Annotated in this window: 16 protein-coding genes, 4 tRNA genes and 7 pseudogenes; 6 read left to right on the top strand and 21 right to left on the bottom strand. The window is 54.5% G+C overall.

Annotation, left to right across the window (positions count from 1 at the left end; all coding sequences use genetic code 11):
- Window position 1: 1 nt before the first annotated feature.
- The 3 genes and pseudogenes from ACWWJF_RS28000 to istA all read right to left on the bottom strand — a co-directional run.
- Window positions 2-463, bottom strand: a pseudogene (locus ACWWJF_RS28000) (IS21 family transposase); the annotation flags it as partial.
- Between the two features lie 8 nt (window positions 464-471).
- Window positions 472-1,803, bottom strand: coding sequence for an IS4 family transposase (locus ACWWJF_RS27995; protein WP_455868420.1), 1,332 nt, complete (start codon window positions 1,801-1,803; stop codon window positions 472-474).
- A 127-nt stretch (window positions 1,804-1,930) separates the two neighbouring features.
- Window positions 1,931-3,004: pseudogene (gene istA, locus ACWWJF_RS27990) on the bottom strand (IS21 family transposase); the annotation flags it as partial.
- Between the two features lie 180 nt (window positions 3,005-3,184).
- Between istA and ACWWJF_RS27985 the strand changes: the two are divergent.
- A pseudogene (locus ACWWJF_RS27985) lies at window positions 3,185-3,484 on the top strand (IS4 family transposase); the annotation flags it as partial.
- A 6-nt stretch (window positions 3,485-3,490) separates the two neighbouring features.
- Window positions 3,491-3,631: pseudogene (locus ACWWJF_RS27980) on the top strand (hypothetical protein); the annotation flags it as partial.
- A gap of 59 nt (window positions 3,632-3,690) precedes the next feature.
- On the opposite strand, the gene ACWWJF_RS27975 reads toward ACWWJF_RS27980, so the two are convergent.
- Window positions 3,691-4,731, bottom strand: coding sequence for an IS481 family transposase (locus ACWWJF_RS27975; protein ID WP_455871556.1), 1,041 nt, complete (start codon window positions 4,729-4,731; stop codon window positions 3,691-3,693).
- A 78-nt stretch (window positions 4,732-4,809) separates the two neighbouring features.
- Window positions 4,810-4,986: an NUDIX domain-containing protein gene (locus tag ACWWJF_RS27970; protein ID WP_455871585.1), complete on the bottom strand. Its 177-nt coding sequence runs from the start codon at window positions 4,984-4,986 to the stop codon at window positions 4,810-4,812.
- 97 nt (window positions 4,987-5,083) lie between these two features.
- On the opposite strand from ACWWJF_RS27970, the pseudogene ACWWJF_RS27965 reads away from it, so the two are divergent.
- From ACWWJF_RS27965 to ACWWJF_RS27950, 4 genes and pseudogenes are all read left to right on the top strand, one after another.
- Window positions 5,084-5,287, top strand: a pseudogene (locus ACWWJF_RS27965) (transposase); the annotation flags it as partial.
- A gap of 67 nt (window positions 5,288-5,354) precedes the next feature.
- Window positions 5,355-6,338 (top strand): IS110 family RNA-guided transposase, encoded by a 984-nt coding sequence (locus ACWWJF_RS27960; RefSeq protein ID WP_455871584.1) that lies wholly within the window; start codon window positions 5,355-5,357, stop codon window positions 6,336-6,338.
- A gap of 57 nt (window positions 6,339-6,395) precedes the next feature.
- Window positions 6,396-7,557 (top strand): annotated as a pseudogene (locus ACWWJF_RS27955) (IS3 family transposase).
- Between the two features lie 6 nt (window positions 7,558-7,563).
- Window positions 7,564-7,983 (top strand): annotated as a pseudogene (locus ACWWJF_RS27950) (amino acid ABC transporter substrate-binding protein); the annotation flags it as partial.
- A 122-nt stretch (window positions 7,984-8,105) separates the two neighbouring features.
- Here ACWWJF_RS27950 and ACWWJF_RS27945 read toward each other — a convergent pair.
- The 16 genes from ACWWJF_RS27945 to wecA all read right to left on the bottom strand — a co-directional run bounded on the left by ACWWJF_RS27945 (window position 8,106) and on the right by wecA (window position 22,440).
- Window positions 8,106-8,182: transfer RNA gene (locus ACWWJF_RS27945), tRNA-Pro, on the bottom strand.
- A gap of 55 nt (window positions 8,183-8,237) precedes the next feature.
- Window positions 8,238-8,323: transfer RNA gene (locus ACWWJF_RS27940), tRNA-Leu, on the bottom strand.
- 23 nt (window positions 8,324-8,346) lie between these two features.
- Window positions 8,347-8,422: transfer RNA gene (locus ACWWJF_RS27935), tRNA-His, on the bottom strand.
- A 96-nt stretch (window positions 8,423-8,518) separates the two neighbouring features.
- Window positions 8,519-8,595: transfer RNA gene (locus ACWWJF_RS27930), tRNA-Arg, on the bottom strand.
- A gap of 139 nt (window positions 8,596-8,734) precedes the next feature.
- The gene (thrP, locus tag ACWWJF_RS27925; RefSeq protein ID WP_455871555.1) at window positions 8,735-10,126 is read right to left on the bottom strand and encodes a bifunctional threonine/serine APC transporter ThrP; all 1,392 of its coding nucleotides are present in this window, start codon (window positions 10,124-10,126) and stop codon (window positions 8,735-8,737) included.
- A 220-nt stretch (window positions 10,127-10,346) separates the two neighbouring features.
- Window positions 10,347-11,087 (bottom strand): lipopolysaccharide N-acetylmannosaminouronosyltransferase, encoded by a 741-nt coding sequence (gene wecG, locus ACWWJF_RS27920; protein WP_455871554.1) that lies wholly within the window; start codon window positions 11,085-11,087, stop codon window positions 10,347-10,349.
- Between the two features lie 9 nt (window positions 11,088-11,096).
- Complete coding sequence (gene wzyE / locus ACWWJF_RS27915; RefSeq protein ID WP_455871553.1) at window positions 11,097-12,470, bottom strand: ECA oligosaccharide polymerase; 1,374 nt, start codon at window positions 12,468-12,470, stop codon at window positions 11,097-11,099.
- Entirely contained in the window at window positions 12,467-13,552 is a 1,086-nt protein-coding gene (locus ACWWJF_RS27910) for a TDP-N-acetylfucosamine:lipid II N-acetylfucosaminyltransferase (RefSeq protein ID WP_455871552.1), read from the bottom strand. The genes wzyE and ACWWJF_RS27910 overlap by 4 nt, the downstream gene beginning before the upstream one ends.
- On the bottom strand, window positions 13,549-14,799 hold the full coding sequence (wzxE, locus tag ACWWJF_RS27905) for a lipid III flippase WzxE (RefSeq protein WP_455871551.1): 1,251 nt from the start codon (window positions 14,797-14,799) through the stop codon (window positions 13,549-13,551). Before wzxE ends, ACWWJF_RS27910 begins: the two co-directional genes overlap by 4 nt.
- A gap of 1 nt (window position 14,800) precedes the next feature.
- The gene (gene rffA / locus ACWWJF_RS27900) at window positions 14,801-15,931 is read right to left on the bottom strand and encodes a dTDP-4-amino-4,6-dideoxygalactose transaminase (protein WP_455871583.1); all 1,131 of its coding nucleotides are present in this window, start codon (window positions 15,929-15,931) and stop codon (window positions 14,801-14,803) included.
- Window positions 15,918-16,637 carry a dTDP-4-amino-4,6-dideoxy-D-galactose acyltransferase gene (rffC, locus tag ACWWJF_RS27895; RefSeq protein ID WP_455871550.1) on the bottom strand — a complete coding sequence of 240 codons (720 nt, stop codon included), beginning with the start codon at window positions 16,635-16,637 and terminating at the stop codon, window positions 15,918-15,920. The genes rffA and rffC overlap by 14 nt, the downstream gene beginning before the upstream one ends.
- A 63-nt stretch (window positions 16,638-16,700) precedes the next feature.
- Entirely contained in the window at window positions 16,701-17,774 is a 1,074-nt protein-coding gene (gene rffG / locus ACWWJF_RS27890) for a dTDP-glucose 4,6-dehydratase (RefSeq protein WP_455871549.1), read from the bottom strand.
- The gene (gene wecC, locus ACWWJF_RS27885) at window positions 17,765-19,027 is read right to left on the bottom strand and encodes a UDP-N-acetyl-D-mannosamine dehydrogenase (protein ID WP_455871548.1); all 1,263 of its coding nucleotides are present in this window, start codon (window positions 19,025-19,027) and stop codon (window positions 17,765-17,767) included. The genes rffG and wecC overlap by 10 nt, the downstream gene beginning before the upstream one ends.
- Before the next feature lie 23 nt (window positions 19,028-19,050).
- On the bottom strand, window positions 19,051-20,184 hold the full coding sequence (gene wecB / locus ACWWJF_RS27880) for a non-hydrolyzing UDP-N-acetylglucosamine 2-epimerase (RefSeq protein ID WP_455871547.1): 1,134 nt from the start codon (window positions 20,182-20,184) through the stop codon (window positions 19,051-19,053).
- A gap of 52 nt (window positions 20,185-20,236) precedes the next feature.
- The gene (gene wzzE / locus ACWWJF_RS27875) at window positions 20,237-21,334 is read right to left on the bottom strand and encodes an ECA polysaccharide chain length modulation protein (RefSeq protein ID WP_455871546.1); all 1,098 of its coding nucleotides are present in this window, start codon (window positions 21,332-21,334) and stop codon (window positions 20,237-20,239) included.
- Window positions 21,335-21,357: 23 nt separating this feature from the next.
- On the bottom strand, window positions 21,358-22,440 hold the full coding sequence (wecA, locus tag ACWWJF_RS27870) for a UDP-N-acetylglucosamine--undecaprenyl-phosphate N-acetylglucosaminephosphotransferase (RefSeq protein WP_455871545.1): 1,083 nt from the start codon (window positions 22,438-22,440) through the stop codon (window positions 21,358-21,360).
- Between the last annotated feature and the right edge of the window lie 232 nt (window positions 22,441-22,672).

Below are 22,672 nucleotides of genomic sequence, written 5' to 3'. Positions count from 1 at the left end.
TTCAGTGGTAATATTTTGGACCACGCAGATTCTCGTGCTCCAGTGGAAGCTGTAACTCTCTATTTCCTTTAACTGTTTCTCCGATGCCCTCCCTGTTGTGACGCAGCTGATTCTCGATAAAACGCCTTTCCGGATGGTTCAGCCCGCAGGCCTTGTCACAGGCTTTTTCCAGCCGTTCGGCACCGTATTTTTTCTGGAGCGACAGTAGGCCGAGAACAGCCCGATAAGCCTGCTCAGGATGATTCTTCGCGTTTAGCATCGCTTCCACCACCTGCCGGGTCGCCTTGCCGGTTCTCGCGGCATTATCCAGCAGCTTTTCAGGTGTCCAGCTGCTGTGCCCGCGGTGATTGACCGGCATGTGTGCCGGATTCGTGCTGTGGCTGTACTGCCGATCGCTGCGAGGGTGCTGAGCCACGCAGCGGCCCTTATGCCAGACCTGGACCAACGTCTGACCCGCTTTTACCCACCTCGTTATACACATCTCTGTTCGTGCCTGAGCGCGCGTAGCGTTTCGGCGGCCGTCATGACTTTCTGCAAGCCTTTCCTGATAGTTTTTGCGCCTGGTTCACCGTCGCCTTTTCGAGCAAGAAAGCCTCCCAGTTGCGCAACTAAGCGCAATACTTCGTTTAGCTTAGGGCGGCCCTTGGGCATACGCTTGTTCATCAGTAGGTAAGCTCCATGAGTCTCGTCGGAATCAAAGAACAACATTGCGTCCAGCTCTGGACAGGTTCGTCCCATACGCATTAAATAGGCGATGCGCCATGCCACGATCATGAACAGCGCCAATGCCCGCTCAATGCGATCCACGGTCGATAACTGTAACGCTTCGACACAGCAGCCGTTCTTCAGCACATTGAAGAACATCTCGATTTCCCATCTAGCCCGATACCAGTCGATCAGCTCCACGATATCTTCTCGTCCTTCAGGTACGCGATTGCTCAGCAACCGCCACTCGACCGGCTTCACGCCTGCTGGCGGCTCAATTTCCTTGGCTATCACACAAGTCACTGCCAACCCGCAACGCAGCGACACTCGCTTCACGCGCAGCGCCTGTTTCACCGTACGCGCCTTCTGCCCCGCGCGAGCCGCCATAACGAATTGGATTTCTCCCACCGGCACGGTCTTTCCAACCTTCTGCCAAAGCTTCTCATTACAGTCCAGACTGCGATTATGAGTCGAGCGGATCAACCAGTCAGCCGGAGTGCCAAGGTCATCAGCGAGCTGCATCAACGCCTTGATATCCGCTTCGCGATCGGCTAAGTACACCAGACGTGTGTTTGGCAACTCCGAGGCGAGTTCAGCAACTCGCTCGTATCCCTCGAGCCAGCGCGTACTCTCCTTGAGCCCATCGCGTTTTCCGTCTGCATCCTTCGGCTCTCTTGCCCACATCCACGCATCCAGTACGCCCAACCCCACGCGATCCGGACTGACCGCGTAGGTCGGATGCAGGTACAGACCACGCCTGGCTTCGTAGTTCAAAGGACCCAAGCCTTGGATTTGCTGCCCGTTGAAGTCAAGCTCGGTAGTGTCTTGGATACACAGCACAACCTCGTGTTCTCGGATCCTTTCCTGCGTACGCTGCCAGTGAGGTTGCAGAATGTCTCGCCATTCGAATGCTTGGTTCTCCATGAAGCGGTAAGCACCCAGCGTCTCAGACCATCCGAGGCACGCATGCGGAATGCTGGCTTGCGGATTCTCAGCCAGCCGTATCAAAAGCCCTTTGGCACGCTTATTGAGCCTCGTGTCACCAAGATTTACCCCTTCCAGTTCTTGGTGTGCCCAGCCATCTGAATCCCGTGTCATTTTTCAGCGCCGTAAATGGCGATAGTACACGTCGGTTTCACTTCATTTACAACCCCACCGGCTGCCTATTTCAGCCCGCTAACCCTTGGCATATAAGGCGTTGCGGACTTGTGTATAACGAGGTGGCTTTTACCGACAGCCTTTCACCAACCAGCTCATGGGGAACGGAGTACCAGTGGCGGTCGTATTCGACGTGATAGTCAGGAGCGACCTTCACCGCACGGTATTCGGTGTATTCATAGGGCATGGCTGGCAACGGCTGCAGGCACGGCGCATCGAGCAGCGCAAAGCGCTGCGCTCGGCTCTGGCCCCCATAACCTTTCATTGGCCGGTTATTCAGCTCGGTCATCAGCTCACTGAGCCTGACGTTGAGCGCATGCATCGTATGGAAGGTTTCATTGCGTATTCGCGCCAGGAGCCACCTTTCGACCAGCAGGACGCCGTTTTCCACTTTGGCCTTGTCTTTCGGTTTGTAGGGTCTGGCTGGCATCACTACCGTGCTGTAATGCGAGGCCAAAGACTGATAGCTGTCGTTGATGACCGGCTCGTAGCGATCTGCTTTGCTCACCGCGCTACGCAGATTATCGGGTACCAGCAGGGCTGGAACGCCGCCGAGGAAGGTCAGGCAGTGGCTGTTAGCATTCAGCCAGCTCATCATGTCCTGACCGGGGCAGGCTTCTGCATAGGTATAATTTGACGCTCCCATGACAGCGACGAAGATGGCGACCCGGCGCACATTTCCCGTATCGGGGTCGGATACCGGCACCGTGGGCCCGCAGAAGTCGATGAACAGCTTCTCACCGGCACGGTGGGTCTGGCGCATCGAGCGTTTCTGGCATTTCTTCCATTGGCGATAACAACGGCAGAACTGAGAGTAGCCCAGCGCCATTTCTCCGGTTTCGGTGCTGTATTCTATCCACAACAGCTGCCTGGTAACCCCTGGCCGTCTTAGCTCGGTATCGATATACAGCCAGTCTGGCGCGATAAGCTCCGAGGTGCGCATTCTGCGGGTGGGGAACAGCATCTTTTCCAGTTTTTCTGGCAAGAGCGCATCAGGCAATGGCCACGACAGCGATGCGGCGGTAAAACGGGAGAGCACCTCATAAACTGTGGAAGGGCTGACCCTAAGAGCAGCGGCGATGGTGCGATTAGACTGGTTGCACTCAAATTTGAGTTTGAAGATCTGAAGACAAGTCTCCATGGGACTCCTGCTTTTTCTCTTTCTGGCCATCGTTATCTCCATTTCAGTAGAAACTGCGAACGGAGAGGAGGTTAGAAGAGTTAAGTCCCGGAGTGATCGATACGACGCGAATCAGTGATCGACCTTAGATGCGAAATCGTGATCGATTGTCATGCGAATCACTGATCGATCACGATGCGAATATGCACATGGCGCATCGCCTATTTAATGCGTATGGGACGAACCTGTCCAGAGCTGGACGCAATGTTGTTCTTTGATTCCGACGAGACTCATGGAGCTTACCTACTGATGAACAAGCGTATGCCCAAGGGCCGCCCTAAGCTAAACGAAGTATTGCGCTTAGTTGCGCAACTGGGAGGCTTTCTTGCTCGAAAAGGCGACGGTGAACCAGGCGCAAAAACTATCTGGAAAGGCTTGCAGAAAGTCATGACGGCCGCCGAAACGCTACGCGCGCTCAGGCACGAACAGAGATGTGTATAACGAGGTGAGTTCAACTACCGCTACGCCGATGACAAGGACGCCTGCATTTTTGTGGGGGTACGTCTGACGCGTGGTCACGCTGAGCGGGATGAGATTATTGCAGAACTCTCCTCGGGCAGTTACCAGGTGGTCGATCTCTCCGATGATGTGTATTAGCTCAGACCTGATCTGACAGTTACCGGTTATTTATACAGGTGTCTGTCAGATTAAATCTGGTTCAGATTTTTTTCTGCCCAGACTCGTTTACCATCAAGTAACGTGGCCATTGGCGTACGCCCGTAGCACATTTTACCCTGATGAGTTCGCTCATTATTGTAATGCCACAACCAGTTGTCCAGATCCTTTTGTAGACTTTCTAGGTCCTCGTATAACGTCTTACGGAACGCAACCTGATAAAAATCCTGCAAAATAGTTTTATGGAAGCGCTCGCAGATACCGTTTGTCTGCGGAGACATCGCTTTCGTTTTCGTATGGTCTATATCGTTGATAGCCAAGTACAGCTGATAGTCATGTTGTTCCACTTTACCGCAGTACTCCGTCCCCCTGTCCGTCAGTATTCTTAGCATTGGCAGCCCCTGAGCTTCGTAGAACGGCAGCACGCGATCATTGAGCAGGTCGGCGGCAGAGATCGGTGCTTTACTCGTGTAAAGCTTGCAGTGCGCCACTTTCGAGTACGTATCCACGAACGTCTGCTGGTAGATACGGCCAACACCTTTCAGATTACCCACGTAGAAGGTGTCCTGCGACCCCAGATAACCCGGGTGAGCAGTCTCTATTTCACCACAGGCTTCGTCGTCGTGCGCCTTCTTCTCCAGTGCAGCGATTTGAGCATCAGTAAGTACGATGCCTTCTCTGGCAACTTTTTCCTCAAGTGCCTTCAGGCGCTTACGAAAGTTTTCCAGATCGTGTCGTTGCCAGATGGAGCGCACACCGCTGCCAGAAATGAAGACGCCTTTTTTACGCAGCTGATTACTGGTCCGGTGCTGGCCATGAGCCGGGAACTCAATGGCGTAATCAACAACCGCACGTTCAGTGGCTTCATCAGCACGGTTTTTCAGGTTGGGAACCCGGCGGTTTTGGTTAACCAGAGCGTCAATGCCGCCTTCTGCCGCCAGTTCCTGATAGCGATAAAACGTGTCGCGTGACACCCCCATGATTTTACAGGCTTTTGATACGTTACCGAGTTCTTCGGCGAGATTGAGCAGGCCGGCTTTGTGTTTGATGATGGGATTGTTAGTATGAAGCATGAGAGTTACCTCGTGTTTTGTATAAGGATTCGACACCCATATCAAAACCGGTAACTCTCAACCTTTCAAGGTCCAGTGTCAGAGCAAGTCGCGACTAATACAGATAAACTGACTGCCGTTGCGCTCAAAAACTACCTCTCTTGACCACACCCACTCCGGCTTCTCATTTATGATTAAGCCCGTTTCTTCCATCAACTCTCTGCCAAGCGCCTGCTCAAACGTTTCATTTCCTTCCAATCCGCCACCGGGCGTGATCCAAAACTCGTTGATACCGGCAGGCTTTGTTGAATAAATAGAAAGTTTGGGTAATCATCGGATCAGATCACCATAGTTGTTTCAACATCAGGTCTCCATGGCAAAACAAAATTTTAAAATCACTAACTGGCCCTCCTATAACAAGGCCCTCAAGCAGCGCGGTTCTCTAACCGTATGGCTAGATGAATCAGCCATTGCTGCATGGACGGAAAATACGACTACTGAACGGCGTGGACGACCGCTCCACTACTCAGATATGGCCATCACCACAGTCCTGATGATGAAACGCGTGTTTGGCCTAATGAGATGGTCACCCCCACCCTGTGAGCGGTACGCTGACAGGGTGTTTCTTTATGGAGAAGGCCATCATGCAAAACGTCACGCTTATTGGTATCGATCTCGGCAAACATTCTTTTCACATTCATTGTCAGGATAAATCAGGCAAGGCATTACTGCGGAAAAAATTTACCCGCACCAAACTCATCGAGTTTCTGGCTACGTGTACACCTACTACCGTTGTAATGGAAGCCTGCGCCGGTGCCCATTTTATGGCTCGTCGGATCAGTGAGCTGGGGCATGAAGTAAAGTTGATCTCTCCGCAGTTTGTCCGCCCTTTTGTCAAGAGCAACAAGAACGATTTCGTTGATGCCGAAGCAATATGCGAAGCCGGATCACGCCCTTCCATGCGGTTTGTGCAGCCAAGAACTGAGGCTCAGCAGGCTATGCGAGCCTTGCATCGCGTCAGGGAGTCGTTGGTCAGAGACAACGTTAAAACGACTAACCAAATGCATGCTTTTTTACTGGAGTTTGGTATCAGCATGCCGAAAGGTATTGCGGTAATCAAAAGGCTTTCAGCTGTTCTGGCTGATAATGACTTGCCACCTTATCTGGCACAGTTGCTGCTTCGATTACACGATCATTACCAATATTTGGTTGGGCAGATAGCAGAGCTCGAAAGAGAACTTGGGCAGGCACTCTCTCTAGATGAAACTGGCCAGCATTTAATGACCATCCCTGGTGTTGGACCGATAACAGCCAGCGTTTTGTCATCACAGTTAGGCGATGGCAAGCAATATGAAAACAGTCGTAATTTTGCCGCTTCCACCGGTCTTGTACCCCGCCAATACAGTACTGGAGGGAAGAATACTCTGCTGGGTATTAGCAAGCGTGGAGATAAAAACCTTCGCCGATTGCTTGTTCAATGTGCGCGGGTATTTATCCTAAGAATTGACCATCAATCAGGGAGATTAGCTGATTGGGTAAGGTCTCAGTTGGGCAGGAAACATTCTTGCGTTGTGTGCTGTGCATTAGCAAATAAATTAGCTCGAATAGCTTATGTAGTGGCACACTGATACTGGCCACCTGAGCGGAGGTGATATGCTCACCTCATCAACACGACAGGTGACCCCATGGGTAAACATTTTACGGCGGAATTTAAGCTCGAAGCCGCAAAGCTGGTTGTCGACCACGGCTACACATACGTTAAGGCCGCAGAGGCGGTTAATGTCAGCCATTCTGCCATTAGTCGCTGGGTCAATAAGCTTCGCCTTGAACGACAGGGAAAAACGCCAACGGGACTTCCTCTTACCCCTGAACAGCTCGAGCTGCGTGAGATGAAGAAAAAAGTCCAATGCCTTGAAATGGAGAACGAAATCCTAAAAAAGGCTACGGCGCTCTTAATGTCAGACTCACTCAACGGTTCACGGTAGTCGACAGGCTGAGGGCGCGATACCCGGTCACGGCGTTGTGCCAAACTTTTGAGGTACATCGCAGCAGCTACAGGCACTGGCAGGCTTCCGCTAATGAACCCGACGGTGAGCGCGTGGTTAAGTGTAGTCGCGTCATGGAAGCCTGGAACGCCAGCGGCGGCTCTGCCGGCGCTCGAAGTATCGCGACCATCGTCACCGGCAGCTCCGGTGTCAAAATGGGGCGCTGGCTGGCAAGCTGATGAAGGAGCTGGGTATCGCCAGCTGCCAGCGACCGGCTCACAAATACAAACGCGGCGGCAATGAACACGTTGAAATACCGAACTATCTCAACCGCCAGTTCGCGGTTACCGCGCCGGATCAGGTCTGGTGCGGCGATGTGACCTACATCTGGACGGGCAAATGCTGGGCTTACCTTGCGGTGGTGCTAGACCTGTTCGCCCGCAAACCGGTGGGCTGGGCCATGTCGACGTCGCCGGACTCGGCGCTGACAGTTAAAGCGTTGCAGATGGCCTGGGAACTCCGGGGACAACCAACAGGAGTCATGTTCCACAGCGACCAGGGCAGCCACTATACCAGCCGTCAATACCGGCAAGCCCTGTGGCGCTGCCGGATAAAGCAGAGTATGAGTCGGCGGGGTAACTGCTGGGATAATGCGCCAATGGAGCGGTTCTTCCGCAGCCTGAAGACAGAATGGGTGCCGACAAAGGGTTACAACAGCTTCAGCGAAGCCCAGGACGCGATTATCCGCTACATCACGGGGTATTGCGCTATCCGGCCTCACTGGTATAACGGCGGCTTAACTCCAAACGAATCTGAGCGACTGTTCTACATACAGTCTAATGCGGTGGCCAATATTAGTTGACCACTACACAAAGACATTCAGTCTCTGGACGATCTCAAGGGTAAAACCGTATCTGGCGTCTTAGGCTCGACCCACGTGACCAACCTGCGCAACGCCTTTCCCAACAATGACGTCACCATCCGCACCTATGAAACCCGCGACGGGGCAATGAATGATGTGATCAACAATCGCGTTCAAGGCTATGTCAATTCCCGCCCTATCCTGTTGGCAGAGATTAATAAACGTCACCTGCCGCTGAAGCTGGCGGGTGACCTCATCTCCAATGAACAAGTCACGTTCCCGTTTGCCAAAACGGCGGAAGGCGACAAGTTGCTGGCAGCATTCAATCAGAAACTGCAACAGCTGCGTCAGAACGGCCAGTTAAAAGCCTTGGCAGAGAAGTATTTCGGCAGTGATAAAGTGCTGGAGGGCGGTAAAGCGGAGTAAGCGATTTTCGCCCTCGCACAGCGGGGGCGTTTTCCACAGAACAGGCTATGCAGATACCAGAAAGACGGATGGAGAAAACAAAAAGCTGCTATTCCTGAGGAATAGCAGCTTTTTGCGGAAAGTGGTCGGCGAGAGAGGATTCGAACCTCCGACCCACTGGTCCCAAACCAGTTGCGCTACCAAGCTGCGCTACTCGCCGAAATGCTTTTTTTCAACGCCATCAGTGTATCACACTGACTGTTGATAATGTTCGTTGGTGCGAAGAGAGGGACTTGAACCCTCACGTCCGAAGGACACTAACACCTGAAGCTAGCGCGTCTACCAATTCCGCCACCTTCGCATACATTCACGAACATCTGAATCTGGGGTGGCTAATGGGACTCGAACCCACGACAACTGGAATCACAATCCAGGGCTCTACCAACTGAGCTATAGCCACCAATGTACTGCTTACAACTAACGATAAAACTGGTACGTCCCTTACGGTGAATTGTACCACCGCAGCTCTTGCACACAATTCTTGTAAAAAAGTTATTGGTGCGCCCGACAGGATTCGAACCTGAGACCTCTGCCTCCGGAGGGCAGCGCTCTATCCAGCTGAGCTACGGGCGCATAGCGCCGTTGCGGGTGGGGATAGTACGGATTTAATCTCTGCCTGTCTAGTGCTTTTTTTATCGAAATGATGCGTTTGCTTATGCTTTGCGCATTTCGTACCGAAAACACACAGTCAGCGACGATCCCCACCCCTCAATCAGGCTTCGGGTGCCGTTAATGTCTGCTTTTTGCGCCCTTCCAGCATGCCATAAATCACGCTAACCACTGCAAGAAACGCCATCCCCACCAATAAGGACATCCGCGTGTCTTCATTGATGTACATTCCCACCAATACGCACAGCAGGAAGGCCATAGTCAGATAGTTCACCCACGGAAACAGAACGGATTTGAACGGATGCCCTGCTAATTGTGCCTGATGCTGCTGGCGAAACCGCAGTTGGCTTATCAGTACCACAAACCACGGCACCATGCCCGGCAGCACGCTGGCGCTGTAGACATAGACGAACACTTTTTCCGGGTTGGGAATGATGTAGTTTAACGCCGAACCTAACAGTAGACAAAAAATCGAGACAGCAACACCTGCCGCAGGCACGCCCCTGGCTGTGACTTTGCCTATCCAGGCCGGGAGCTGACGGTTGTTTGCCAGTGAATAAAGCATACGACCGCAGCTGTACATCCCGCTGTTACAGCCTGAAAGCGCAGTGGTCAGCACCACAAAGTTAATGATACCTGCCGCAGCGGTAATCCCGATTTTGGCAAAGGTCAGCACAAACGGACTGCCGGCAGTGCCAATTTCATTCCATGGAAAAATGGTGACGATGATAAAAATGGCACCAACATAGAAAATCAGAATACGCCACAGGATGTTATTAATTGCGCGCCGCAGGGTAATTTTAGGGTTCTTGGCTTCACCGGCAGTGATCCCAACCAGCTCAACGCCCTGATAAGAGGCCACCACCAGACACAGTGCAAACAACAGCCCTTTCCAGCCACCCGCCAAGAAGCCGCCGTGCTCGGTCAGATTGGCAAAGCCGGTCGCCTGTCCGTGGTTGCCAATACCAAAAAAGATAATGCCAATGACAACGACAATCATCACAATAATGGTGGTGATTTTAATCATGGCAAACCAGAACTCGATTTCACCGTACAAACGCACAGCGGCCAGGTTGGCTAACGCCACCAGCGCCACGCATACGATAGCGGGGATCCACTGCGGCAGTTCCGGGAACCAGTACTGCACGTAAACGCCGATGGCGGTGATTTCGGAAATCCCGACCGTCATCCACATAAACCAGTAACCCCACGTGGTGAGATAGCCAAAAAACGGGCTCATGTATTTATGCGCATACACGGCAAAGGAGCCGGTGACCGGTTCCATATAGAGCATTTCACCCATTGAGCGCATGATAAAGAAAACGAATATCCCGGCGAGGATATAGGCCAGCAGCACAGAAGGGCCGGCCCACTTCAATGCGCTCGCCGCGCCCATAAACAACCCAACGCAAATCGTTCCACCAAGCGCGATCAACTCAATATGTCGCGCCTCAAGCCCACGGTGGAGCTTGCCTTGCGTTTCCTCGTTTGCCATAGATCCTCAGTCTTAAATGTTGTGTTTTCCTCCCGGTTTCATACCGGGTTTTATCATGCCCATCCCGCTATTGAGCGGGTTCGCACATTTTAGGCAGCATATCCTTCTGCATTTTTACCTGATTAGCAAATAGTCATTTAAAATCAAATGAGAATAACAATTTTGTTTTAAGAGCCAATCGTCATAACCAATACCGATGGCTCAGCAGAGGGTCACGCCGTTACAGGCGCCCGCTGAAGTAGTAAGCGAGGAATTTTAATAGCTTAATCTGACGCGTAATGCGGCTGGGTTGGCTCAACAACCGGTAGAGCCACTCCAACCCCATACGCTGCCACGCCAGAGGCGCGCGTTTCACGTGCCCGGTGAAGACGTCATAAGTGCCACCCACGCCCATATAAAGCGCCTGCGGATGGTAACGGCGGCAATCACGCATCAATATCTCCTGGCGAGGTGAACCCATCGCCACCGTAACGATGCGCGCCCCGCTGGCGCGTACCCGTTCAAACACCTCATCGCGCTGTTCCGGTGGGGAATAACCATCCTGACTGCCAACAATATTCACCTGCCATTGGGTCCGCAGTTTCTCTTCCGTTTGACGCAGTATCGCCGGTTTTCCGCCCAGCAAAAAAACCGGGGTGCCTTCCGCACCGGCTTTTTGCATCAGCGCTTCCCACAAATCAGCACCGGCGACACGCGTCACCTGCGCCTGAGGATATTTACGCCTGATGGCGCGCACAATACTGATGCCATCGGCATACTTGTATTCGGCCTCGGCAATCAAATCCCACAGCGGCTTATCCTGCTCGGCCGCCAACACTTTCTCGGCGTTGATTGCCACTAACGTGCCGGTTTTTACCTCTCCCTCAGCGAAAAGGTACGCCAGACAGGCAGCCTGGTCCGCAAATCCGTGCAGCGGGATATTACGAATGCGATAAAGCAGGACAGAAGCGGGATTTTCCATGAGGGTTCCTTATGGCGTATCCGGAGTGTGGGGGGGCAAGGTCACTGATGCCGTATGCGAACGCGTCCAACGCTGACGAATCAGGCCCGCACGTTCAAACAGCCAATACAGCAGCTTCGCCACCAGCACGCACAGCCCAAACACCAGGATAAAAAACACCACGCGCGACACAAAAGCATCGCCGCCTTCTCGCACCAACACTATCAGGTTAAAGATGGCACCAAAGCAGAAACTTTGCAGCACCGCTGCGCTGTAGCGATTCTGGCTGAGACGACCCGATTCATACAGGGCATCAAACCACTTGACGATGAGGCCGACCACGATGGCACCGAGCGGAATAAACAACACACCGCCCATCACCACCAGCGATCCCAGCAACGTAGGCGAAATCGCCAACCCGGAGTGGTTATTGAGCACTTCCCAAGTGAAGTAATTAGCGCTATTGAGCACCAGATTGGGACGAGCGGGCCACAGCCAGGACGGAATAAAGACATAAAAATCACGTACGATGGGAGCTAGCCCCTGAAATTCGATGTCACCATAGTGTTGCCACAGCAGCGCCAAATTTTCCCACGGCGAGAAGGTATCGCGTGTCAGATAAAGGAAGGTGTAAAACGCTTCCGCACCGCTTACGTCCAGACTATAGCGCTTTAATGCCAGCCACAACATGGCGGTCACGCCCACCGCCCCCGCCGCGACCAGCATCCATAGCGTGATCCAACCGCGCTGGATGCCGATAAACAAGAACAGGGCAAAAGCGATAATGATATTCGCCCGCGTACCGCCGACAATCAGGTAGGTCAGTATTCCGAACCCGACGGTACCCACCAGAAACAGCAGCCAGGCACGGCGCGTTTGGTGCAGAAAATAGACCACCAGCATGGCGGGGATAAAAAAATAGAAGAAGCGCTTCAGGGCAACGCCCGAGACCTCACTGGAAAAAATCTGACTATAGGTGCGCAGTTTGAATAGCAAAAAACCGTTATTGATAAAGAAGATAGCCACTGTCACCACTGCCACCAGCGCCAGCAATAGCCATGTCAGGTGCGTTTCGACACGATTCATCATGAGCCAGGGTTCGCCGGGCGGTCGGCGTTGCGCCCGCAGACGGGTTTTATAAGCCACGTAATAGATGGCGTAAAACGCGGCTGCCGACAGCAGCGCCTGAAGTAAATAGGTCGCGGGCACCACTGCCACATTGAATTTGAACGCCAGTAGGCAGGTAAAGGGAAAACCGAAATAGAATGTCAGAAGAAACAGTATTGAGAACAGTACGTTAAAGTTAAATCGTACTCGACGAAACTCCTGCCAGGTCAAAAAAAGAATAAAACTGACGGCAAACAAATACACCACGACCAAGCCGCCGAACTCACCCTGTGTCATGGTTTCGTCTCCGCCGCCAACGTCAAGGCATCGAGCCATCCTCGCTGGTAGTTAGGCTGGAAGAACGCGATGCGGCGCTGATCCACGCTGGCGATCTGACGTTGCGCTTCACGCACCACAGCTTCCGTCAACGTATCGCCGTAAAACAGCACAGGTAAATGCTGCTCGGCCAGATCCTGCCAGAAGGGATTCTTCCGGCTGATGACAAAGGGCACCCCGCACTGAATCAGCAGGCAAAGCGTACCTATGCCTTGCTGACGCGGGAAGATAAATACGCCGAGATCGCAACTGCGCAACAGGTTCAGGTAATCATCGAACGCCAACTGTTCACGCAGCAACTGGAACTGCTTCGTGCCAAACAGCGTTTCACCTTCCTGCGCCACCTGATTGATGTAATCTTCATTGTTTGCGGGATATCCCATGGGGACAATCACCCGCACCTGCGACCCCAGTTGCTGATGAATGGCACGCAGCGCTTCGATATGCCGATTGCTCTTATCACCGGAATTACCCACCAGCACCGTCATCGGTCCAGCCAGCGGTTTGGTCACGGTCTCTTCCGTCAGCGCCGGGGTCATTTTGGTGGGGAAATAAAGTAAGGAGGCAGGCACATCCGCATGCCGCTGCCGATAGAAATCCAGATCGCCACGCGTGGCAAAGACATGACCGATACGCCCCTGTGCAATGCGACGCAGCAGGTAAAACAGGCGATGCTTCCACTGCGTGGCCTCTTCATACAGATCCGCGCCCCACACATGCCAATAGGCCTGTGCCGGTTTGATACGCCGACCCAACAGCGCCAGCCAAATCCACGGGTTAAACTGTCCGTGGAAAAAGAACCGCGTCTGTCGATCGGCCCGCGCCCGCGTCACCACCGCCTGCGCCAGCGCACGTTTATCGGCATAGCAGGTTAACGTCAACCCAGGAAAAGCCTGCGGCAAGCCCTCATCACCGGATACCACCATAAAATGCGTGACCACGGGCGTAGGGAGTTGTGTTGCCAGCACGTCATGGAAGAAGCGCAGCAGCGTCTGGTTATGATGTGGGATATCCGATCCCAGAACGTGAATCAGTGTCGTCATGGTCGCCTACGGTAAATAAGAAAAACACAACAGCACAGTAAAAAGTAAACCACATAGGTCAACATATAGGCTTGCGTGGCCCCCAATGCGCCGTGGCGCGGAATCAACCACTGGGAGAAACCACTCAGCAACAGAAACTGGCTCAATTCCGCCAGCAGATAAAAGCGCAGCGCCGCTTTGGCAATCACCAGATAACCAAAGACATAGGCCCCCACTTTCATCACATCGCCCACCAGTTGCCAGGCGAAGAGATCGCGCATCGGCACAAACTGCGGGGAAAACAGCAGCCAGATAGCCACATCGCGCAGTAACCAAATAGCGAGACTGACAGCAGCCACCGCAGGGATAACAAACCGCAACGCACGGCCGATCTCTCGCGCAATCGCCGGTTTTTCCTGCAATCTCGCCAGCGTCGGCAGCAAATAGACCGAAAACGCGGCGGTGATAAATTGCAGGTAAGCATCGGATATCGAGCTCACTCCCTGCCACAAGCCGACCGCATCCCACCCGGCATGCGCCGCGAGCACGTTACGCATCATGATATAGGCAACGGGTACCGTTACCGCCGTCATCACCGCCATCAGGGTAAATTTCCCTAACTGCGTGGCGAACGCACGATCCCATACCGGACGCAAATGCTGCCAACGCACAGGGGTACGCCGCAACAGCAACACACCGGCGGGCAGCGAGATCAACGCCGGTACCAGCGCCAGCCCTACCAGCGCACCAGCGTAGCCCCCCAGCAGAAAGCAGGCAACAAACGCCACCAGCCCAATCAGGCTGCCCCCGACAATCGCCAGCGCATTGCCCTGTGCGTCCCGATACCCTTTCAGGATAGCCAAAAAGAAGTTGGCACAGGCAATGCCCATTTGCAGCAACGCCAGCAGTCGGATCACGTCACGATAGCGATCATCGCCAAACAGCACCGTGGCTATCGGCCCTGCCGCCAGCACAAAGAGGAGCGCTAACGCCGATGAAAAGAGCGCAATAAGCGTCGCTGACGTCCCCAAAACCTGTTGCAACGGCTCAGGCTGCTGCTGATGGCGCGCCACCAGCATGATCACACCATTAAATATTCCCGCGCCTGACAGCACGCCCAACACCGTGATCAGTTGGCGGTAATTCCCCGCCAGCCCCACGCCGCTCGGGCCGAAGGCCACTGCCAGCAATTTGATAACCACCAGGCCAATGGCGATTTTGACCATCGTCGAACCCGCCGTCCATAAGGACGCTTTTGCCAATGACATATCAGGAAAAGAAGCTCAGGATGGTGTTGATCACCGTACGCTGATTCACATCTGATAGGTTATAAAACAGCGGCAACCGGACGAGTCGCTCGCTTTCCCGCGTGGTGTAACGATCCTCACCGGAAAAACGCCCGAAGCGCAGCCCCGCGGGAGAAGTATGCAGCGGAATATAGTGAAACACCGTCAGGATGTCTGCATCCTTCATGTCATGAATAAACGCGGCGCGATCGTCAATATCGCGCAGCTTGAGGTAAAACAGGTGCGCATTGTGCTGGCAGTGTGCCGGCAGCGTGGGCAGCGTGACGCGCCCAGCCTCCGCCAACGGGCGGAAGGCATCATAATAGTTATGCCACAGGCGCAAACGTCGTTCGTTGATGCGCCCGGCGGCTTCCAACTGCCCCCAAAGGTAGGCAGCCTGAATATCTGCCATCAGGTAGCTGGAACCAATATCGCGCCAGGTATATTTATCGGCCTGACCGCGAAAGAACTGGCTGCGGTTGGTGCCTTTCTCGCGGATGATTTCCGCCCGCTCAACCAACGTGGGGTCGTTGATGAGTGTGGCACCGCCTTCTCCGCCGGACGTGTAGTTTTTGGTTTCGTGAAAACTGAAGCAGCCAATATGACCAATCGCCCCCAACGGACGCCCTTTGTAGCGCGCCATCACCCCTTGCGCGGCATCCTCCACTACCCATAGCTCGTACTTTTCCGCCAGCGCCATAATGGCGTCCATCTCGCACGCCACACCGGCATAGTGCACCGGCACGATGGCACGGGTTTTGTCGGTAATCGCCGCTTCAATTTTGCTTTCATCGATGTTCAGCGTATCCGGGCGTACATCGACATAAACGATGGTTGCCCCACGCAGTACAAAGGCATTGGCGGTGGAAACGAAAGTGTAGCTGGGCATGATCACTTCATCCCCCGGCTGAATATCCAGCAGGATGGCTGCCATTTCCAGCGATGCGGTACAGGAGGGGGTCAATAACACCTTCTTGCTGCCAGAATAGTGCTCCAGCCATTGCTGGCAGCGGCGAGTAAAACCGCCGTCACCACACAGCTTGCCGCTGCTCATGGCGGCCTGCATATAGTCCAGTTCGGTACCCACAACCGGGGGAGCGTTAAAGGGAATCATGCGGTCTCCTGTAAAACCAATGCGCCGTGTCATGAATCTGCGCGCCAGAGCGTTGATAAAGGCGCAGAGCGCGCGTATTACCCAACTGCGTAGCAACCCACAGGTGCGCCACGTGCCGCTGTTGGCACCAGTGCCTTGCCAGTGCCATAAGCAGCATGCCCACCCCACCGGAAGTGCCCGGCCACGCGGCCAGAAGGCCGATGCGCGCCTGGTCCGTCTGCGTTTGGCGCAGTGTTACCCAACCAAGCGGCGCGCCCTGCGCGTCGTGTGCAATCAGGCAAACATCGTCAAAGGTGCCACGTACCGCGTTTTCCACCCATTGCGCATAAAAACGCCTGCTGTCCGCAGCGTGATACCAGGGTGTGCGAAATCGACTCTGCGAAAAAACGCGCGAAGCGGCATCACGCAGCAGCGCAATATCTGCGGTAGCCGCCACGCGCCAGGCCGGAAGCACCGCCTCGACAGAATCGATGGGCAGGCAAAAATCCACTTCGCTCTCTGCCAGTTGGAAACCTCCGGCAGAGAGCGCATCGATCGTCGCCAGATCGCTGGCAGCGACCTTGGCTTGCACCACGGCATACGTGGTCAACGCCTCAGATGTTAGCACTGGCGCATCATCACTGAACGACAGGCGCACGCTGGGGAGGGCGAAAAAATCGCTTTCCCACGCTAACGGCATCAGATGCGCACGGATCGTCGCTTTCATCGCCTCTCCTGTAATGGCCTGCACGCTGCTGTTACTGACACACGGGCACGACAAACGCGTCGATTATGCGTCCAGCCCCAACCGTTCTCCGGTATAGGAGCCATCCTGCACACTGCGCCACCAGGCTTCGTTGTTCAGATACCACAACACCGTTTTACGCATGCCGGTTTCAAACGTTTCCTGTGGTTTCCAACCCAGCTCCCGCGCCATTTTGCTGGCATCGATGGCATAACGCATGTCATGTCCGGGTCGATCAGTCACGTAAGTAATCAAATCGCGATAATGGGTTACACCCGCTGGTTTTTGCGGTGCCAGTTCTTCCAGCAGATCGCACAGGGCATGCACCACGTCGAGGTTTTTACGCTCGTTATGACCGCCGATATTGTATGTTTCCTCGATTTCACCCGCCGTCACCACGCGGTAAAGCGCACGCGCATGATCTTGAACAAACAGCCAGTCACGGATCTGCGCACCGTTGCCATACACGGGCAGCGGCTTACCGGATATTGCGTTGAGGATCATCAATGGAATCAATTTTTCCGGGAAGTGGTAAGGACCGTAGTTATTGGAGCAGTTGGTGATGATCGTCGGCAGCCCATAGGTGCGCATCCAGGCACGCACCAGATGGTCGCTGGAGGCTTTGGATGCGGAATAAGGGCTGCTGGGCGCATACGGCGTGGTTTCGGTGAACAGATCGTCCGTACCATGCAGATCGCCAAACACCTCATCGGTAGAAATATGATGGAAACGGAAAGCCGCTTTTTTCTCGCCATCCAGCGCGTTCCAGTAGTGGCGCGCTGCTTCCAGCATCTGATAGGTACCGACGATATTGGTTTCAATAAACGCCGCCGGACCATCGATCGAGCGGTCAACGTGACTTTCCGCCGCCAGATGCATCACCAAATCCGGCTGATACGTGGCAAATACCCGATCCAACGCGGGACGATCGCAGATATCAACCTGCTCGAACGCAAAACGATCGCTGGCCGCCACCGGCGCCAATGATGCCAGATTACCGGCATATGTCAGCTTATCGACCACCACGACGCTGTCTTGCGTTTCCGTTACCAGATAGCGTACCAGCGCGGAGCCAATAAACCCTGCGCCGCCTGTCACCAAAATACGTTTCAACGCCATACTCCTTTCGTGTCTACAATCCACTGTTGTTTTATCTTTTCAGATTCTATCGCGCGGAATGCACGGTGATCGACCAGCATCACCACCACATCCGCCTCACGCAACGCCGTCGACAATTCCGTCAACGTAACCAACCCGGTCAAACGTGGCGGCAACGCAGTCACATTCGGCTCCACGGCAAGTGTCGTGCCGCTGTGCCACTGCGCAATCATTTCGGTAATCCAGACCGCCGGGCTTTCGCGCAAATCGTCAATATCCGGCTTAAACGCCAGCCCAAAACAGGCGATGGTCACGTCACTGGCGCGTTTGCCGCTCTGCACCAGACAATCCGCTACCGCCATTTTGACGCGATCGACCACCCACAACGGCTTACCGTCGTTCACCAACCGCGCCGTGTGTATCAAACGCGCCAGCTGCGGATTTTGCGCCACGATAAACCACGGGTCTACCGCGATGCAATGACCGCCAACGCCGGGGCCGGGCTGAAGGATATTCACACGCGGGTGACGATTCGCCAGACGAATCAATTCCCATACGTTGATACCCTGTTCAGCGCAAATCAGCGACAGCTCGTTGGCAAAGGCGATATTCACGTCACGGAAGCTGTTTTCCGTCAGTTTACACATCTCGGCCGTGCGCGCGTCAGTTTCAACGCACTCACCTTCAAGAAAAATCTTGTACAACGCGCTGGCGTGCGCGGCACAGGCTGGCGTCATGCCGCCAATCACCCGGTCATTTTTCACAAGTTCCACCACGACCTGCCCAGGCAATACCCGCTCCGGGCAGTAAGCGATGTGAATATCGGCATCGTCCCCGGCGTGCTGCGGGAAGGTCAGATCGGGCCGGGTGTCGGCCAGCCACGCCGCCATCTGCTCCGTCGCGCCAACGGGACAGGTGGATTCAAGCACCACCAGCGCGCCGGGTTGCAGTACCGGTGCAATCGCCGCTGCCGCGGCCTGTACATAGCTCAAATCCGGTTCGTGCCCCTCTTTAAACGGCGTCGGCACAGCGATCAGAAAGGCATCGGCCGCCTCGGGTTTGTGCGTTGCCGTCAAATAACCGTTTTCCACAGCGGCCTTAACCATGGCCCCCAGATCGGGTTCAACGATATGAATCTCACCGCGATTGATGGTTTCCACTGCGTGGCGATTAACATCCACGCCAATCACCTGTTTTTTCCGTGAGGCAAACGCGGCTGCGGTCGGCAGACCGATATAGCCCAGCCCAACCACCACTATTTTATTGATTGTCATTGCGTTAGTTGTCATGGTGTTGCTCATTGTCGTGTAACTAAAGGGTTCTTCAGTGCGGCAATAATACGCTGACAGGCGGTGCCGTCACCGAACGGGTTATGCGCCCGGCTCATGGCCTGATACGCTGCATTGTCGGTCAGCAGTTGCGACACCGCGTCCAGAATCGTCGCCACCTCTGTGCCAACCAACCGCACCGTTCCCGCGTCCACGGCCTCTGGCCGCTCTGTTGTCTCGCGCATCACCAACACGGGCACGCCCAGCGAGGGGGCCTCCTCCTGAATACCGCCAGAATCGGTTAAAATCAGGTACGACCGGTTCATCAGGTAAACAAACGGCAAGTACTCCTGCGGCGCGATCAGAAACACGTTATCAATGCCGCTTAAAATACGATTTACCGGCTCACGCACATTCGGATTCAGGTGCACGGGATACAGAATCTGCGCCTCCGGGTGGCGACGGGCAATGCTCGCCAACGCCGTGCAAATACGCTCGAACCCGCCGCCAAAGTTTTCACGGCGATGCCCGGTGACCAGAATCAGTTTTTTATTCGCATCCAGAAAACCGTAGTGGGTATCCAGGGAGTGGCGCAATGTTTCATCGCCAAGAATACGATCGCGCACCCAGAACAGCGCATCGATAACCGTATTTCCCGTCACCAGGATCTGCCGGTCGCTGAGGTTTTCCCGCAGCAGGTTATCACGCGCCCGCTCGGTTGGCGCAAAGTGATACGTCGCCAAATGGCCGGTCAGCTTACGGTTGGCCTCTTCAGGCCAAGGAGAATAGAGATTGGCCGTGCGCAACCCGGCCTCCACATGAGCGACGGGAATACGCTGATACAGCGCCGCAAGGCTGGCGGCCAGTGTGGTGGTGGTATCACCATGCACCAGCACCAGATCGGGTTTGAACGCCGTCAATACCGGTTCCAGTCCTTCCAGAATGCGGCAAGTGACCTCACTCAGCCCCTGGCCCGGCTGCATAATGTTCAAATCATAATCCGGCGTAATAGCAAATAAACGCAGCACCTGATCCAGCATATCCCGGTGCTGGGCTGTTACGCATATTTTCGATTCAAAGGCTTCATCTTGAGCCAGGGCATAAACCAGAGGGGCCATTTTGATGGCTTCTGGACGGGTGCCGAAAATAGTCAACACTTTCACTATGAATCTCTTTCATCAGGTTAGGGGCTGCCCTTTCAGGCGGCATAAACGGTCAATCCATCCGCCGCTGAGGTTTACAGCGAACCAATGCAATGCCCGCCCCGGTTAATGCACCGATAGCGCCCCACATCACCATTAAGAACAGGCGACGCGGACTGTCTCGCTTCACCGGCTCCTCCGGCGTGCGCAGATAACGGTAAGTCTGCAATGCCGCATCAAGCGTTGGCTCAACGCTTAACGTCGCCAACATGGCGCGATTTTGGTCATAATCGATGTCGAAGCGCGGCCCACTGGCCTGCAAGGACTGCAATTGCGCCTGTAACATCGGACGCCCCAACAGGAAAAGTTCTGAAGGCGGCAATTCTTCCGCGGGGGTATCGGTCTGGCTGCGGCTTATCCCCTGCTGTTGCGCAATTTTTAGCGCCATCTTCACGCTATTCAGGTCGCGATCGAAAATCGCCTGCGCGACCGCTTCCTGACACTGAATCTGCGACTGTAAAAAGACCTTACGTGCCGCCCAGGCGCCTTTCAGCTCACCGTTAAGGTGCAGTGCGGCGCGCTGACTGGCAAATTCGATATAGTCGCGCAATAGGCGATTGGCGGCAGGCGCGTTGTCCGCCGTCAGGCGCACGCTGTCGAAGGTCTTTTTACCGTCGTCACGCGGGGTAAACTGGATGTCGGCGATCAGATCGTCCAGCAAGGCCGCATCCGCTTTGGCATCACCTTCCTGATGCGATTTATAGTAGTCGCTCTGTAGCCAGAAATCGCGCCGGGTATCATACGCGGCAACCTGCATGACAAACTCGTCGTAAACCTTGGCCGACACCGACAGCGCTTCGGGCGGCAATGACGCAAAAGCTTTGGCATCCAGATTACGTAAGAACTGCTGTTGCGGATAATAACCGCCCAGCAGCGTAACGCCAGGCCGGTCCGTTATTGCCATAGCGCTCCACTCTTGGCGAGCAAGATAGGAATACCCTAACGCCACCAGCGCGAAAGCCAGCGCTACGCCGGCAATCCAGAATTTGCCTCTCCACAACGCACCGCACAGGCCACGAATGTCCAGTTCATTCTCAATATCGGCCGCCCCCGTCGTCACGCGGTAATGTGCTTCGCCAGAGGTTCCGTTAGCAGGGTTTTCGTGTTTCATTACTTCCCCAAAGTGATGTGGTTTCAAGTTGAGTGTCGATGATTGTCGTTACGGTGTGCTCGACGCTTGATGCGTTTCAGAAAGCGCGCCACGCGCCATGCCCGTTTCAGGCAATAGTCATAAAGCCCAAAGGCCAGTAAAAACAGCACCAACATGGCCCATTCAGGAATGAAAGAGAAATACTCTCCGGCCATGCCGATACCCGCCAACAGTACCGCGGCCACGGTGATCAACACAAAAGCCTGATGCGGCGTAAACCCTGCGCGCATCAATAAGTGATGGATATGCTGACGATCCGGCGCGAAGGGGCTCATCCCTCGGCGCAAGCGACGGTACATGATGGCAACCATGTCCATCAGCGGGATGGCGATCAACCACAGTGCCGTTACCGGATTAATCGGATGGTATTTGCCCTGCGTGGATTGCATCAGGATCCAGATGGCAGTGAACCCTATCATGGTGCTGCCTGCATCACCCATAAACACTTTATAGCGGCGGCCAAAAAAACCGAGGTTGAGTAAGATGTACGGCAGCGTGGCCGCAATCATGGCAAAGCACCACAGCGCCAAATTGTGGTGACCGTAACCGTAGAGCAGGATACCCATCGCGCCGAACGACACCACGGAAAGGCCACCGAGCAGACCGTCGATGCCGTCGACCATGTTAAACGCGTTAATGGCCGCCCACACGGCAAACAGCGTCACCAGATAGCCCAATGGCCCCAGAACCATATCCCACGGGCCAAACAACTCTCCCAGATTGCGCAATGAGAGATGCGCGAACACCATCATGGCGATGGCCACCAGCGCCTGAACCAGCGCACGGATTTTGACACTGATATCAAAGCGATCGTCTAATGCCCCGACAAACACCAAAATACCGGCGCACAGCAGGTAAAAACGGAAATGGGGAATGTAGTAGTCGGTAATCAGGAAGGTAAAGCACAGGCCAGCATAAACGGAAATGCCCCCCACCAGCGGGATCAGACCTTGGTGACGTTTACGCTGATTGGGACGATCGACAAGACCTAGCGGCCCCGCCACGCGACGGGCCAGGAATAGAAAAGCCAGAGAAAACAAGAAAATCAATAATAACTCTAGACGCATAGCGAGTAAGTTTACCGTTTATGGCTACAAGCCGCCGCAGGCTGGCACGGCGAAGCATGGTTCGCGATAACAGGGCCGTTCACCATCACATCATTATGCGGCCGACGGTATCGCGCGGGCATGCACAGGGCAGGCACTCGCAACGGGGTTATGATGACGCCATCAAATCAATGCGTACCATAACGGAAAGCATGACGCCGGGATATCCTAGAATACTCTGGAAAAACACCCT

It is taken from the genome of Symbiopectobacterium sp. Eva_TO (genome assembly GCF_053848865.1).
The sequence above is the reverse complement of the archived record's forward strand: the minus strand, read 5'-3'. Positions and strand labels throughout refer to the sequence as shown.

Coding starts and splice junctions, on each gene's coding strand:
- rffG (WP_455871549.1), bottom strand. CDS start 17,774: ATGGCGTTGAAACGTATTTTGGTGACAGGCGGCGCAGGGTTTATTGGC.
- rffA (WP_455871583.1), bottom strand. CDS start 15,931: ATGATTCCCTTTAACGCTCCCCCGGTTGTGGGTACCGAACTGGACTAT.
- wecA (WP_455871545.1), bottom strand. CDS start 22,440: ATGCGTCTAGAGTTATTATTGATTTTCTTGTTTTCTCTGGCTTTTCTA.
- ACWWJF_RS27975 (WP_455871556.1), bottom strand. CDS start 4,731: ATGCTTCATACTAACAATCCCATCATCAAACACAAAGCCGGCCTGCTC.
- thrP (WP_455871555.1), bottom strand. CDS start 10,126: ATGGCAAACGAGGAAACGCAAGGCAAGCTCCACCGTGGGCTTGAGGCG.
- wecG (WP_455871554.1), bottom strand. CDS start 11,087: ATGGAAAATCCCGCTTCTGTCCTGCTTTATCGCATTCGTAATATCCCG.
- wecC (WP_455871548.1), bottom strand. CDS start 19,027: ATGACAATCAATAAAATAGTGGTGGTTGGGCTGGGCTATATCGGTCTG.
- ACWWJF_RS27960 (WP_455871584.1), top strand. CDS start 5,355: ATGCAAAACGTCACGCTTATTGGTATCGATCTCGGCAAACATTCTTTT.
- ACWWJF_RS27910 (WP_455871552.1), bottom strand. CDS start 13,552: ATGACGACACTGATTCACGTTCTGGGATCGGATATCCCACATCATAAC.
- wzxE (WP_455871551.1), bottom strand. CDS start 14,799: ATGTCATTGGCAAAAGCGTCCTTATGGACGGCGGGTTCGACGATGGTC.
- wzyE (WP_455871553.1), bottom strand. CDS start 12,470: ATGACACAGGGTGAGTTCGGCGGCTTGGTCGTGGTGTATTTGTTTGCC.
- rffC (WP_455871550.1), bottom strand. CDS start 16,637: ATGAAAGCGACGATCCGTGCGCATCTGATGCCGTTAGCGTGGGAAAGC.
- ACWWJF_RS27995 (WP_455868420.1), bottom strand. CDS start 1,803: ATGACACGGGATTCAGATGGCTGGGCACACCAAGAACTGGAAGGGGTA.
- wzzE (WP_455871546.1), bottom strand. CDS start 21,334: ATGAAACACGAAAACCCTGCTAACGGAACCTCTGGCGAAGCACATTAC.